At 59.1% G+C, this 13,832-nt stretch carries 12 protein-coding genes and 2 pseudogenes; 2 read left to right on the top strand and 12 right to left on the bottom strand.

What is annotated here, in order from left to right:
- Positions 1-20: 20 nt before the first annotated feature.
- On the top strand, positions 21-962 hold the full coding sequence (locus AC0L2A_RS34820) for a LysR family transcriptional regulator (protein WP_473612716.1): 942 nt from the start codon (positions 21-23) through the stop codon (positions 960-962).
- A 31-nt stretch (positions 963-993) separates the two neighbouring features.
- On the opposite strand, the pseudogene AC0L2A_RS34825 reads toward AC0L2A_RS34820, so the two are convergent.
- From AC0L2A_RS34825 to AC0L2A_RS34875, 11 genes and pseudogenes are all read right to left on the bottom strand, one after another.
- Positions 994-1,757: pseudogene (locus AC0L2A_RS34825) on the bottom strand (TIM barrel protein).
- A 264-nt stretch (positions 1,758-2,021) separates the two neighbouring features.
- On the bottom strand, positions 2,022-2,669 hold the full coding sequence (locus AC0L2A_RS34830; RefSeq protein WP_473612724.1) for a LysE family translocator: 648 nt from the start codon (positions 2,667-2,669) through the stop codon (positions 2,022-2,024).
- A gap of 28 nt (positions 2,670-2,697) precedes the next feature.
- Entirely contained in the window at positions 2,698-3,321 is a 624-nt protein-coding gene (locus AC0L2A_RS34835; RefSeq protein ID WP_473612717.1) for an FMN-binding negative transcriptional regulator, read from the bottom strand.
- Between the two features lie 463 nt (positions 3,322-3,784).
- Positions 3,785-4,444, bottom strand: coding sequence for a chitooligosaccharide deacetylase NodB (nodB, locus tag AC0L2A_RS34840; RefSeq protein WP_065010656.1), 660 nt, complete (start codon positions 4,442-4,444; stop codon positions 3,785-3,787).
- Positions 4,445-4,652: 208 nt separating this feature from the next.
- Positions 4,653-4,757, bottom strand: coding sequence for a hypothetical protein (locus AC0L2A_RS34845; RefSeq protein WP_473612718.1), 105 nt, complete (start codon positions 4,755-4,757; stop codon positions 4,653-4,655).
- Between the two features lie 466 nt (positions 4,758-5,223).
- On the bottom strand, positions 5,224-5,397 hold the full coding sequence (locus tag AC0L2A_RS34850) for a hypothetical protein (RefSeq protein ID WP_473612720.1): 174 nt from the start codon (positions 5,395-5,397) through the stop codon (positions 5,224-5,226).
- Positions 5,398-6,455: 1,058 nt separating this feature from the next.
- Positions 6,456-8,471, bottom strand: coding sequence for a carbamoyltransferase family protein (locus AC0L2A_RS34855; protein WP_473612725.1), 2,016 nt, complete (start codon positions 8,469-8,471; stop codon positions 6,456-6,458).
- A 293-nt stretch (positions 8,472-8,764) separates the two neighbouring features.
- Positions 8,765-9,553 carry an ABC transporter permease gene (locus tag AC0L2A_RS34860; protein ID WP_473489054.1) on the bottom strand — a complete coding sequence of 263 codons (789 nt, stop codon included), beginning with the start codon at positions 9,551-9,553 and terminating at the stop codon, positions 8,765-8,767.
- Between the two features lie 3 nt (positions 9,554-9,556).
- Complete coding sequence (nodI, locus tag AC0L2A_RS34865; RefSeq protein WP_473612721.1) at positions 9,557-10,573, bottom strand: nodulation factor ABC transporter ATP-binding protein NodI; 1,017 nt, start codon at positions 10,571-10,573, stop codon at positions 9,557-9,559.
- 48 nt (positions 10,574-10,621) lie between these two features.
- Complete coding sequence (gene nodC, locus AC0L2A_RS34870) at positions 10,622-11,896, bottom strand: chitooligosaccharide synthase NodC (RefSeq protein ID WP_473585657.1); 1,275 nt, start codon at positions 11,894-11,896, stop codon at positions 10,622-10,624.
- Between the two features lie 127 nt (positions 11,897-12,023).
- Complete coding sequence (locus tag AC0L2A_RS34875; RefSeq protein WP_473598615.1) at positions 12,024-12,617, bottom strand: NodA family N-acyltransferase; 594 nt, start codon at positions 12,615-12,617, stop codon at positions 12,024-12,026.
- Positions 12,618-12,858: 241 nt separating this feature from the next.
- Between AC0L2A_RS34875 and AC0L2A_RS34880 the strand changes: the two are divergent.
- Positions 12,859-12,962: pseudogene (locus tag AC0L2A_RS34880) on the top strand (transposase); the annotation flags it as partial.
- Positions 12,963-13,652: 690 nt separating this feature from the next.
- Here the strand turns inward: AC0L2A_RS34880 and AC0L2A_RS34885 are convergent.
- A partial coding sequence (locus tag AC0L2A_RS34885; protein ID WP_473612723.1) for a hypothetical protein occupies positions 13,653-13,832 on the bottom strand: 180 nt, incomplete at its 5' end.

Genomic DNA, 13,832 nt, shown 5'->3' on the forward strand with positions numbered 1-13,832 from the left:
GCTATGGATAAGTGGAAGCGATGCGCTTCAAAGGCCTTGATCTGAACCTTCTCGTCGTGCTCGACGCACTGCTGACCCAGCGCAACCTGTCGGCGGCGGCAAGCAGCATCAACCTAAGTCAGCCGGCCATGAGCGCGGCCGTCGCCCGGCTGCGCGATTATTTCAACGATGAACTGTTTACGATGAGCGGCCGCGAACGTGTTCTAACCCCACGTGCGGAAACACTCGCCCCCGCTGTTCGCGGCGCACTCTTGCACATCCAGTGCTCGATTATTTCTTGGGATCCGTTTAATCCGGCTCAATCCGATCGCCGCTTCCGGATCATAGTTTCCGATTTCGCCACACTCGTGTTTTTTGAAAAGGTCGTGGAGCGTGTTGCGCGCGAAGCACCCGCCGTCAGCTTCGAATTGCTGCCGCTCGACGACGATCTCGATGAGCTTCTCCGGCGCGGTGACGTCGATTTTCTGATTCTTCCGGAATTGTTCATGTCGAGCGCGCATCCAAGAGCGGCGCTGTTCGACGAGACATTCGTGTGCGTAGGCTGCCCCACGAACAAGCAGCTGCCACAGCAGCTTACATTCGAGAGGTACGTGTCGATGAAGCACATCGCGTTCAGGGTCGGCCGTGCGCAGATGCCATCCATCGAGGAACGGTTTTTGCTTGAACATGGTCTCAAGAGACGTGTCGAGATTATCGTGCAGGCCTTTAGCATTATCCCGCCGATGGTCTCAGGCACAGATCGTATAGCGACCATGCCCTTCCGGCTGGTTCAGCATTTCAAAAAGACTTTCCCTCTGCGGATCGTCGAACTTCCCCTGCCACTACCCACGTTCACGGAGGCCGTCCAATGGCCCACCCTTCACAACAGTGATCCGGCAAGCACCTGGATGCGAGAGATATTGTTACAGGAGGCGTCTCGAATGAGTTCTCCGCGGGACACCAAAAAGGGTCGCAAGCCCTGATTGACTACCGCGTCTCACACCGGCACTCGTGTCAACAGGCGTGTCGAACGAGATCGATAGTCGCGGAAAGTGCGCCTGCGAGGTCGTCCAGCGGGTGGGCTGCGTCGACAAACGGTGGGAATGAGAAGGGGCCCCCCATAGCCGCCATCAAGCAGCGCCCGGATCTGGCTGCCATTGTCGGAACCGACTAGGACGCGATCCGGGTAAATCCAGTGGATCGGATCGTTCACGGTTGAGATGTGCACGAGACCGGCCAGGTCGCAGGAGAAGAACGGCTCCCCGGCGAGCGGCGTGATGAAACGTGTCGTGCACGAGGCGGAAGACGGACTGGCCATCAATGGCGGCAATGGCCTTAGCCGTTCTTCGATCCAAGCGAGCAAGTCTGGAAGCCCAGCGGCTCGATGAGACCGATCAGGCCGCGCGACTGGAGGATCGGCTTGAGCGCCTTCAAGGCGACGCGGAGATCGCCCCGGCGCTCGCCATTGGCAGGCCAGGAGCCATCGTTGACCGGCACCAGCATGAGCGTCTTGCCTCCGCAGGCCGCCGCATAATCGGCGAGCTTGCTCGCCTCGGCCCTGGGGGCAAGAGTCCACTCGTTGATGCGCTGCAAGGCATTGATGGAAAAATCCCAACGCCTGCTTCAGGGCGGCAGACCGGACGTCCGCCGCCGGCTGCCGCGTGCAATAGCATTGCTGTACTGTCGGCTGCGTCGGTTAGGCCCTGGTCGGCAAAAGCGAAAAGTGCCCTGACGTCAAGTCCGGGCGTCGCTATGTGATCGAGTGCAAAGCGGGCGATGCTTGGCGCATGGCTTGGCTTTCCTATGAAACGGCAGTCATTCTCGGCTGACTGGCTTCTACCGTGCATTGATTCGCGAGGGCCAAAATGATGGTCATGAGGAAGGCCAGGCAATCGAACTCACGTTTCCCTCACTGTGGTGCCGCGCCTGCTGAGACATCGCCTGAATTGGTGTAATGACCGAAGCTAACTCGCAGCCATCCATCTGCTTCCGCAAACTAACCCGCCAACCCGGAGAGATGCCCAACCCATCGAATTCAAGGTTCAGGCAGCAGGGTGCTTCGCCAGAGCGAGACCGACGCCCAGCGCGACCATCGCGCCGCCCGACGCCTCTCTCAGGCGGCGGATCAACCCGGGACGCGCTGCCGCGCCGTCTTGAATGCCGCTGGCCACGACGGCAACCACGATGTCGGCGAGCGTGTTGAGCGCAATCGACACGGAGCCAAGCACCACGAATTGCAGAGCTACGTGCCCTGCGCTCGGGTTCACGAACTGCGGAAGGAAGGCTAGAAAAAAGGCTGCCGTCTTCGGGTTGAGAGCCTCGACCAGCACCCCTTCACGAAACGCCCGCCGGGGTCCGACTGAACGCACCGGGGCGCCATCATCGCCAGTCGCTCCCTTGCGGCGCGCGGCTTGAAAGGTGCGAAAGCCTAGCCAGACGAGGTAGACCGCGCCGAACAGCTTCAATGCGGAAAACAGTTCCGAGCTCTCGAGCACGATCGCGGAAACACCTAGACTTGCTGCGAGGACGTGGATCATGCCCCCCAATCCCGTGCCGAAGCTGGAAGCGATACCCTCCGGACGACCGCCGGCGAGCGTGCGCGCGGCAACGTAGAAGATGCCCGGACCGGGCGTGATGGCGACCACGGAGGCCGCGGCGAGGTACAGGGCGAATGGGGTCAGTTCTGGCATCATGGGTCGATTCCGACAAAGTTCATGATTATTTTGGGATGAGAGCCGCGAGCTCGCGGTCAACTGCCCGCTCGCTCGCCGCAAGGCCCGCGGCCACGCCATCGCGGTCGGCCGCGTTCCGGTTCTGACTCAGTTTGCGCTTGCCCTCCAGCCTCGTGATCGGCATGCGCAAGCCGACGATTCCGCGGAGTTGCGCCTGTACAAAATCCGGCGGTGCGTCCGACACCGCCCAAGGCGAGGCCCGCTCGCCCTCGTGGTGGTCAGTCAGACGATTCACGACGTCCAGCAGTCTTCCCGCATACTCGAAGAACTCGACCGGACCATAGGCGTGGACGGCGATGTAATTCCAGGTTGGGACGACCTTCCCCGTTTCCCGCTTGGTCGCATACCATGCCGGCGTCACATAAGCGTCCGGCCCCATGAAGATGGCCAAGCCGTCGCCGATCGGCGGAACACGGCACTGGGGATTAGCCTTCGCTAGGTGCCCGTAGATCACGCCGTGCTCGCCCTCGCTCTCATCAAGGAAGAGGGGCAGTGGCGTTGCGAGCGGCCCTTCCGCCGTGACTGTAACGAAGTTCGCCAGCAGCGCCGCGCGGATGGTGGCGCGCAGGGACTCCTTGTCGTCGTCGCGGAAAGCGGGAGGGATGTACATCGCGAAACTCCTTGCGTTACCGATCACATACCGGCAAGCTGGCCTGCTGGAAACAGCCAGTCAGAAGCTATCGACGTGGTCCAGTTTGAGAAAGACGGCATCGCGCCCGATCATCGTGACGATCGAGGAGCAGATCCAAGCGGGTGTGCGAATCGGAGAACCCCTGGTCCTTCGCAGCCGAGGGGTCGGGCGTGTCCCGGCAATGGCGACTAGTTTGCCAAACCTTGTGGACGCAGCCCGCGGTCCCCGAGACCATATTGAAAGAATCGTCGAAGAGGTTCCGGCGATGCCAGGCAATGCCGAGAGGCTGCGCGGGTCCTCATTGTAGCAGGTGACAACAAACGTCTACGCTTAGTCAACGGGTCGGAGCCGACAGTTCGTCCGATGTCGACGAAGCCTGTAAGCCTTCATAAGCGAGACCCAAGGCACTGGCTGGGAAAGCAGGTCCATAGGATCTCGCATTTCAGTGATGTTCTGGAAGCGGGCGAATTTCATATCCGCAGGCATCTAATGCCGGAATCAGATTGGATAGCGCCATAACGGTCTGGTTGCGCAGACCGGCTTGAGTGCTCCGTCTCGACTCGTCGGGAGGACAACCGTCGTGCAAGAGCACGATTGCGCCGGGCCGGACCGAGGCGAGCACAGCATCGACGATCGCATCGGTGCCGGGGCGCGACCAGTCTTTTGGGTCTATCGACCAATGAAGGGCCGCCAGCCCGGCGATCTCTGACGCAGTGAACACTTCTTCGCTCCAGGCGCCGTATGGCGCGCGAATGTAGCGGATCGAGGCCTGGGGGCATGCTACCATGATGGCACGGTTCGCCTCAAATACCTCACGTTGGACGTCGCCCAAGCCGCATTTGGACAGATCCGGATGAGACATCGTGTGGTTGCCCACCTCATGCCCTTCTGCGATCATTCGCTGGATGAGGTCCGGGTGCTCTGCGGCGTAGGCACCAATCACGAAGAAAGTCGCTGGCACCCGATTTTGCGCCAGCACATCGAGTATCTGTGGTGTGAAGAATGGATCGGGACCGTCGTCAAACGTCAGATAAACGCTCCGACGACCGGTTCCATCAGCGCACTCACTCTGCACCTCCCATCCGTCATCAAGATGTTTCATAGCTCCGGATCCTTCCGGTCAATTGTTGCATCGGTCGGCCATTCGCTATCGGCCGCGCAATCGGCACGAGGAGCACGTCCTCCACGCGAGGCGGCATGTCGAGATCCAGCACTTCTGAGTGGGACCGCACGCGAACATCGATACCTCGTGGCCGGGCCGTCTCTGCAGAACGTCTCAAATTACCAGCGCATAGCTTTTCATTGCAGGGTCAGTCCCCCCGATAGGGTTTTCGGAAGAACTCGGAGAGTCCGATATGATCGGCTACTTGCAACTGGTTCTCCCGGCACAACCTCCACCGTCCTTGGAAGCGCATGGGAAACCTCGACTTGTTGATCTTTGGGGTAGGCGCCTACGCCAGTTGGGGGCTTGTGGCGAAAGAGCCGACGCGATGCAGCTTGCGCGATCACCGACGTACCTGGTCGAAAAGGGGATCGGCTCGCTTAATGTTCGGCGCAGACCAGAATGCACACACCAGAAAAATGCTCCTCGGAGCCAACCGCATACATCGACAATCTCCCTAGCCTGCATCCTTGAATTATTCCTATGCAATGTCCTGTCCGATAGTCAAAATCGAATGTTTCGATGACAAGCATCCACGTTGCGGATAGATGAGACAATGGCCCTTGATGCGAAGCTCCTCGTCGGCTCCACGCACTGCTGACCGAGCGCAACGGCACGGTGGCGGCAAGCCGCATCAGCTAATTCAGCCGGCCATGAGCGCGGCCGTCGCCCAACTGCTTTCAACGATGACCTGTTTACGATGAGCGGTCGCGAATGTTTTAACCCCGCGTGCGGAACCGTCGACGTCTCAGAGTTGAGCGTTCGCGCAGCATCTCGACGCTGCCGGTGTCGTAGACGCCTCTGAGTATCTGCTCACGAAGCGCTTCGTAGATCTGGCGCGCGCCCATGCCATGCGGGCGGATTGAGCCACCGGGAGCTGGAGACTGGACCATTTCTTTTCCTGCCAACTGAACCAGTTTGCAGCTACTCTTCCTGAAAGCCAAGAGCACGTCCGAAGTGGATGCCCGAGCCCGCCCACCGATCCAAAACTGGCCCGGTCTGCGAACAGCCAATCGGCTTCGCTACCCGCGCGATCCTGCTACGATCCGGCTGGTGTTTCCAGTGCCGTTCAGCCATCCGTCATTCTGAACTCGACCTACGGCTTCGAAAGCCTTGCGGCGAATGGGGCCGCCGCCTTGGCGGCGCAATCCTCGGCGGCGCGGAAACCCTCCACACGGGCTTACCTACATCACCGGCGCCGCGCTCTCGCTATGTTCGGCCCTACCTGGTTCTGCGCGGGCTGAAGACTCTTGCGCTTCGCGAAGGGCACAGACCATGACGCTTGCGATCGCGCAGGTGCTCGAGGGGCGCTCCCCTTCCTCGACTCCCATCCCGATCAGGCGATTGCCCGAGAGCAGATGTCGGGCATCGCCAACGCTAACCCCTGGGTGACCTTGACCAACAGATCCTCGGTTTCCTGAAGAAGGCGTCGTCGAAATCTGCACCGGCGTCGTATTGCCGTAAATCAAGGATGCCAACAACAGGGCCGGATGATTGGAGGCCGAAGCATCAAGCCGCATTAAGACAAGATCGTCGCCCCACCGACGCATTTTGCCAAAAGCAGCTCAACGACGAACATGCCGGCTTGGCGCGCCGAAGGGCCGCCGCCTTTCCCGCAAGCGGCCCAGCCCGCTCGCCACCGGGTCAAGCCACGCCAATCTTATCCACCAACGCTCGTCCCATCCGCTATGCAACACCAAGCTGATGTCGCAGGGGCGGTCACCGACCCGGTACGCCGTCGAGAAACGACGAACTGGTGCTGTCTTGAGCCACCGGCAAGCAAATCCATTGCTGATCCGCGATCGCAATAAGCGTTAGCTGGAGCGAACATGCATGCTCGCGGCAGACGCAATCATCAGGACCCTTGCCTCGGTCAATTGGATTGGAGACCGTCATATGAAGGTGCAGACCGGTGTTTGGGCAGCTGTTATCGGTCGTCCAGACTTTGGCATCAGTTTTGGTGGACGCGAGCAGCTTGCGAAGGATGCATCCGAACGTGGCGCTGCTCCCACAATAGTCGCAGCTCTCCTGTGAGAGCCTCGCGCAGGCCCTGATCCGGCGTAATTGTGTCGAGGAGATCCGCGAGCACGGCTTCGCCTTCGATCCGCGTCAGCAGATCGAACAAGCCATGTGAAATACGCGCACAGTCACGGTGATCCGTTCGGATTTCGCAGACGGTCTCGTGGCGATCCTGCGCCGTATATGCGCGGACTTTATGCAGGGATACATAAGGCGGCAATGAAACCGCGAGCGCAGTCCAATCCTGCAGCTTTGCGGCCCGTTTTTTGACGAGGTACGGCCCGACAACAAGTCCATCCAGCTCTGTTGTCAGGAAGGTGGCAATCGAGTCTGCAACTGAATCTACGATCGGCTCTGCATTGTTGTTAAAGGACGTATTGAGCAGAATTGGGATGCCTGTCCGCTGCTTGAAGGCATTGATGACGTCCCAGTAGGCCGGACTGGCCTTGCGCGATACTGTTTGCAGCCGAGCCGTACCGTCGACATGCGTGATGGCGCCGAGCAAATCACGCTTGGAATCGCGCACACGAACTACGAAATTCATGAAGGGAAATTCGCTCGCACTGCCCGGGAGGTCAAAAAATTCGCGCGCATCCTCCTCCAACACTGATGGGGCGAACGGGCGATATCCTTCCCGCTTCTTGACCATAGCGTTGATCCGGTCCTTGTTTGAAGCGGGCCTGGGGTCGGCAAGAATGCTGCGATTTCCGAGCGCTCGCGGCCCGAACTCCGAACGACCTTGCACCCAGCCGATCACGGCGCCACCGACCATCCACTCGGCTGCCCTATCCGCCACCTCCTCAGTGCGTTCAAACTCCAGGTGCCCCGCCCATGCCTTTAGTTCCTCTTCGACAGCGTGATCGCTCGCGAGTTCCGGCCCCCAATAGACCTCCTGCAATCGCGTACGCGGCGCTGGGCGGCCCAGCTCATTAGACACGATTAGCGCGGCGCCTAATGCGCATCCAGCGTCATGCGATGCGGGCTGTACGAAGATGTCTTCGAAAAGTCCTGAATAGAGCAGCTTGCCGTTCATGGAGCAATTGTGCGCAACTCCGCCGGCCAGGCACAACCGCGTCATCCCGGTGGCCTCACGATAATGGCGAAGAATGTGAAACACGATGCGCTCGAGCGCTTCCTGTAACGACGCACTCACATCCATATGCTGCTGAGTGAATGGCATTCCCTTTTGCCGAACCTGAATGCTGCGGAGCAAAGTCGGACCGATGCGGTCCAGGTGGACGCGATACTCGCCGTTTGCAGAGAGTTCATAGAATTGCTCGAAAAGCTCGCGATAGGGAACGGGATCGCCGTAGGGGGCAAGCCCCATTACCTTATATTCATCGAACAAGCCGTAGCCGAGATACCGGATCGTCTCGAGATAAAATTGCCCGAGAGAATTGTTCTCTGGGAAAGTCGCAAGTTGCGTAATTTCAGTACCAGATCCAACCGCCACAAGGCCCGACAGGAAATCACCAGAGCCATCAATCGCGAAAATCAGACTTTGCTCGAAGCCCGACATTGCGAAAGCGCTCACGGCGTGCGCCTGATGATGACTTACGAATGAGATACGCGAAGCGTCGAGCTCGGTACCGAACTCCTGCGCCAGTAGCTGCTGCATCAACAGTTTAGCATCCAACGGAATGGAGGCGTCCGGCTGGGAAACAAGCATGTTTTCAAGCATTGCGTTGCTATAGTCTTCGGTAGCGTAGAACGCCACTCGATCGATTTCGCTGAGCTGAACCCCAGCTGCTGAAAGACAGTATTGAGCCGCACTAATTGGGAGCTTGTTGGAATGTTTGATCCGATTGAGGCGCTCCTCTTCTACCGCCGCAATGACCTGTCCGTCCCGGACGAGCACCGCAGCGCCATCGTGCATGAATGTGTTTGGAATCTGAAATCTGTTTTCATAGACTTTGTCCAATCCGCCGTTCAATCCTAGACACAGCATCTCGCTCTCCATTTTGTCGTACAGGAATACTAAATTGGCCTGTCTCGAGACCGTTCGATCAGAAAGACAGGCCGCGTTGTCGCTCGCGCCCGAACGCCAGCCAAACATCACCGGCCTCAAGGAAATTCTATGAGGTCCGCCGGGATCAACATAAGATCCTGTGCTCGAGACGCCGGGCGTTACATAGCGTTGTGGGATTGAATCGACGCCAGCCAAAACCCTTCGCGGCACACGCTGGCGATGTCGTTTTTATTTGCGCCCATAGCGCATGGTTTATCTCCTTCTCTTTCGCGTCAGCGCATCAGTCGGCGGCGCAACAGCGCCATCGAGAGGAAGAATGGCAACAGCGCGTACAGGCCGAGCACACCGATGTGCAGGGCGATGCCGCCGATCGGGCGATCAAGCATAACCGGACGAATGAGGTCGATCGCATGTGACAGCGGCATGCATCGCGCTATCTTCTGAAAGGTGTCAGGCAGCTGATTCAATGGGAAAACGGCGCCCGAGAGGAACAGCATGGGTGTAAGGATAAGCGTCTGGTAAAATACGAAGTAATCGTAGCTGGGCGAAAGTGCGGTGACGACCATCGCGAGGCTGGCAAATACGAACCCTGTCAGAGCGATGAATGGCAGCGCATAGAGGACGGACGGCCAGGCTGTATAGCCCAAGGCTGCGGTGACAATGGTAATTGCCATACCGGCCAGGAAGGCCTTGGTGGCTGCCCACGCCAGTTCCCCCAGAACGATGTCGCCGAGGGTAACGTGCGTATACAGCATGGCTTCCCATGTGCGTTGAGAATGCATGCGAGCGAAAGCCGCGTACAGTGTTTCGAGGGTAGAGGCGGTCATCGCACCGACCCCGACCATGCCGGCCGCCAAAAAGGCGATGTACGGCGCACCGTCGACGCGGCCGACCATTATGCCGAGGCCGGTACCGAGGCCGAAAAGGTAGATCATTGGATCGGCGAGGTTACCGAGAATCGCCACGAATGCGACTTTCTTCCATGCCAGATAGTTGCGGCGCCACACCGCAACCCAGTTCCACGCATTGGCGGGCAGCACCGCCGCAAGACCTTCAATCATCGTTCACTCCTCCATCTCGCGCCCGGTCAGCCGCAAGAAAACATCCTCGAGATTGGCTGGACGCAGAAGAAGGCGCAGACTTGGTCGCCCCTGGAGTTGCGTGCGCACCTGATCAGGGTCTGGCCCATAGCAGTAGAGGGTTTCGCCGCTGATCTCGATGCGCTGAGAATGTGGCTTGACCAGCGAATGCAACTCGTGCGGATCGCCGCCGTAAATCTCCATGACCTGGCATCCGATATGCTCGTCGATCAGAGCCTGCGGGCGGCCTTCGGCGATGTAGCGACCCCTTTCGAGCACGCACAGCCGATCGCATAGTCGCTCAGCCTCTTCCATGAAATGGGTCGTCAGGATAATCGTCTTGCCGCGTGCCAACAGCGCGCGCAGCCGCTCCCAGATCAGGTGGCGCGCGTGCGGATCGAGGCCGGTGGTCGGCTCGTCCATCACAATGAGCTGGGGGTCGTTGATCAACGCCCGCGCCATCGTCAGGCATCGCTTCATGCCGCCGGACAGTTCCGAGACGCGCGCATCCGCCTTGCGCTCGAGGCGAGCGAACTCGAGAAGCGACGGGATGACCGCTTCGCTCTCGCGTGTGCTCATGCCGAAGTAGCGTCCGAACACCAGCAGGTTCTCGCGTACCGTGAATTCCTGGTCAAGATTGTCGAATTGCGGGACCACGCCAATGCCCCTACGTGCCAGCCGAGCGCGCGCCGGCACCGGGACGCCGAGCACCGTGATCGTGCCCGCGTCAGGGCATGTCATGCCGAGGAGCATACGCGCAATCGTGCTTTTGCCGGCCCCGTTTGGTCCGAGGAGGCCGAAACACTCTCCCGACGCAACGGTGAACGACAGGTCGTCGACAACGACCTTGTTCCCATACGACTTGGTTACGCCGGCGAAATCGATTGCCACGGTCGACAGAGAGTCATGCACGGAGCTTTTCGCGCTTGCCTGCCGGTGAGACTCCCGTTCGATCGGAGGAGTCTCCGGCCGCCGCAAATCCTCTGACTTTCGCGTCAACACTTGATGTTTCTGGTCCTGGCTCAAAACTCATCTACCTGCGTCACGTGACTATTGCTGTTCGCTGTAAGCTGCGTCAGATCCCACCAAGGCGGGCTTTGGAAGGGCGCCGTCGATGTCTGTCACAGTGGCGGCCGAGCTTCGCGACAACCAATCGCTATTGCTCAATGTACACAGCGCGTATGCTTTCAACGGGAGCAAGAGAAAGATGTTGATGAGTGTGTGGAGCGAGAATCCGAGGAATCGAAGTTGGCGCGCACGAAACGCTGCCACGCTGCAGCGAACTATAGTCATGACCGCAATCGTCAGGCATGCCGTCCAAGGCACAGTACCTGTCGTTATGAATTGCGCGAGCCCAGCCAGGAGCGACAAAGAGAGCAATAATGGGCCAAGATTCTGCCCGATCACGTCCAATGTGAGATAAATATTAAGGCCGCGCAGCAGTTGGAGCGACAGCAACGTGTCACGGAACGTGCTCCGGGCCCAGCGAAGCTGTTGGCGCAGATAGGGACCCATGCTGCTGGGAACGACTGTTGCCGCGACGGCCTCCGGGACATACTCTGTTCGAAAGCCTGCTTTCAGCATCAGGATCGTAAGGTGGCGATCCTCACCGAAGTCGCTCGGCTTCCCTCGAAAGCGCTGCGTCTCGTATTGATCCAGCAGCGAAACAAGCGCTGATCGCCGGTACATGGCACACGGACCGCAGCAACACATGACGGCACCGAACCGAGCCTGCGCTGCCCGCTCTTCGTTGCAGGCGAGCCAGTATTCCATGTCAATCAACCGCGTCAGCCAAGTTTCATTGCGATTACTAGCCGCCAACTGGCCCATGGCGGCGCCGATCGCTTGATCTTGCATCTTTAGCGCAAGCCTTGTGACGACGTCCGGCGCGAGTATCGTGTCCGAATCTACATTGAGCACCAAATCTCCGCACGAGCGGCGAACCGCCGCAATCTGTGCCTTGCGCTTTCCGACATTCTTTGGGAGCGCAATGAAGTCGAACCTCGGATCACGAGCGTATTCCTCGTGTACACCTACGAGGGCATCGCGGTTTCCAGAACCGTCATCAACAACATAGACCTGCAGTTTTCCGGCGTAGTCCTGACTTGCTATGGAAGCCAGGCAGTCAGAGAGGGTGCGAGGAGCCTCGTTGTAGCACGGGATAATGACATCGACGCTCGGCCAAGGCTCACAGCTGGCCGGTTCGCCCGAGGTCGGCGGTACGTTTGTAGGCAGGGTATAAAACACCTGCGCGGTCTTATAGACGGTCGACAGCAGCGCATAAGAGCAGACTGCAACAATACTGGCTGGGGCAAAGAGGTTCATGAGATGTCAGATTTTTCAGTGAATTTGAGGAAGCGAGCGGACAATAAATCCGCGGTCAATGCTGTATTCAGATCGATCAATGCGATGAGGGGCGGGTCGCGCTGACTGATATCGTTGCGGGTGCTCTTCATAGCTCTGGACCGTTCCGATCGATCAAAGTGCCGGCCGGCCACTCGCTCATTGAGCGTCCAATTGGGAGCACCATGACGAGTACGTCGTCGTCGACTCGCGTGGGAGGCAGATCGGGGTACACGTCCGGGAGGGTTGAACGCACGCGAACGCCCGACAAAATGCTCGCCAAGCCTTTGCGGCAGAACCTCCCAACATGGTTCCGGAGCGCGTGCCGAACCGTGCCGAAAGCGAATGGAACGCCAAGCTGCTGCAGCACTGGATACATCGCGCTGATCGAATGGGCGATTCCTAGCCCCTCAAGATCCGGACGCACCCCGTATAGACCGAGTTCAGCGACAAGCAGATCAGCGTCGCCAACTTTGATGTATCGGCGCAGCAGGCCCAAGTGAGCCGCTATCCCGTGCACATCATTGCCGATTGCGCGGACCTCCGGCCTCGCACCAGCCCAACTTCGACCGCCTTCGAATTGCTTTCCATTAAAGGCTCCGGTAGGCTCATAGGTCTTCCGGAAGAACTCAGAGAGTTCGAGGTGATCGGAAAGCCGCAACTCATTTTCCCAGCACAACCTCCACTGCACGTCAGAGCGCATGCGAAGACTTCCTCTTTTTCGGGTTCTTTTGTGCACCTCACGCGGCAGAGCAACGCGGTGCATGTCATGTGGGGGGTCTATGAACGACCCGCCCAGATTGGTAAAATTGATTGTTTAGATCGCGAGCATCCACGCTATGGATGTTAAAACCCATGCGTTTCGAAAGGCCATGATCTGAACCTTCCGGCCGTGCTCGATTGGCCCATAAAGCGACGGCACCGAGGCAGCTGTCGGTGACACAACCTGCTTCAAGAGCGGCCGCCAGCGGCGTGGCTGCGCCTCGTGCCGAAGCAGCGATCAAGTGGAGGATGGGCCCGACTGTTAGGCGTCAGCAAACGCGGCGACCGTTGACGCACGCTGATGATCCATAGGCGATCGCGCAGCTCTGGATCGCGCCGGCGGCAAACAGGTTCCGCGAAGCGGCAGGCTCGACAAATTGCGGCAAAGGCGGCATCCCAATGGCGCGGCGGTCGCGCTCGGCAACAAAAATCGTCTGGTCGCTGCTCGCTGCCTGGCAACCGGTACTGTCGGTTAAAGCAGCCTGACGGACCTGGAGAGCGAGAAGGAGGGCGCACCTCGGCCTTGCAGCAAAATGACAGAGATTGGGAAACGGTCACCCCGTCGCTTCCGAACCTGATGTGTGGACCGTCCGAACCTGATGTGTGGACCGCAAAAGCTTCGGCCGACGTCTGGGGCCGTTGAGGTGGAAGCGGGCGAAAACCCGTCGAGGCTCGCCGCGCTGAACATCGAGCCGCATGAAGAAGCCGGATATATGTCAGCTGTTGTGAGCATCAACTGGATCCAGCTAACTTGTTGCAATCGGGCGCTCTTATACGTCCACATATAGGGTCAGCTTGACACCACGAGCGCACAGTGTCTCCAAGTCAACTTCGACAATTCGTTTCATCAGGAAGCGGAAATCGGCTTTCGGAAGCGGACCAGCAGGCAGTCTTCATTGATCGACGCGCCCCGGCACTCGATGCGTGTCATCTCGATCAACGATTTGTTCATCATGGCGCTCCAAGCAAAGTTGGCCTATTCGGCGGCCTTCGGGAAGGCGATCGCCGGCTCGTCAAGCGAGCCCGGTCTTGCGGAGGTCTCCATAGTCGCATCGGCTGGCGTCCCGCGCCGGAACACTCGACGGAAGAATGCATAGAAGCGGCTGTTCTTGCTGCGCGTGAACACCATCAGCATCGACGGTGTCACCACCAGAGT

Source organism: Mesorhizobium sp. WSM4844, assembly GCF_055811775.1.

Bases quoted from the DNA above. Each gene is read 5' to 3' on its own strand.
- AC0L2A_RS34820 (WP_473612716.1), top strand. From the start codon at position 21: ATGCGCTTCAAAGGCCTTGATCTGAACCTTCTCGTCGTGCTCGACGCA.
- AC0L2A_RS34830 (WP_473612724.1), bottom strand. From the start codon at position 2,669: ATGCCAGAACTGACCCCATTCGCCCTGTACCTCGCCGCGGCCTCCGTG.
- AC0L2A_RS34835 (WP_473612717.1), bottom strand. From the start codon at position 3,321: ATGTACATCCCTCCCGCTTTCCGCGACGACGACAAGGAGTCCCTGCGC.
- nodB (WP_065010656.1), bottom strand. From the start codon at position 4,444: ATGAAACATCTTGATGACGGATGGGAGGTGCAGAGTGAGTGCGCTGAT.
- AC0L2A_RS34845 (WP_473612718.1), bottom strand. From the start codon at position 4,757: ATGCGCTTCCAAGGACGGTGGAGGTTGTGCCGGGAGAACCAGTTGCAA.
- AC0L2A_RS34850 (WP_473612720.1), bottom strand. From the start codon at position 5,397: ATGGTCCAGTCTCCAGCTCCCGGTGGCTCAATCCGCCCGCATGGCATG.
- AC0L2A_RS34855 (WP_473612725.1), bottom strand. From the start codon at position 8,471: ATGCTGTGTCTAGGATTGAACGGCGGATTGGACAAAGTCTATGAAAAC.
- AC0L2A_RS34860 (WP_473489054.1), bottom strand. From the start codon at position 9,553: ATGATTGAAGGTCTTGCGGCGGTGCTGCCCGCCAATGCGTGGAACTGG.
- nodC (WP_473585657.1), bottom strand. From the start codon at position 11,896: ATGAACCTCTTTGCCCCAGCCAGTATTGTTGCAGTCTGCTCTTATGCG.
- AC0L2A_RS34875 (WP_473598615.1), bottom strand. From the start codon at position 12,617: ATGCGCTCTGACGTGCAGTGGAGGTTGTGCTGGGAAAATGAGTTGCGG.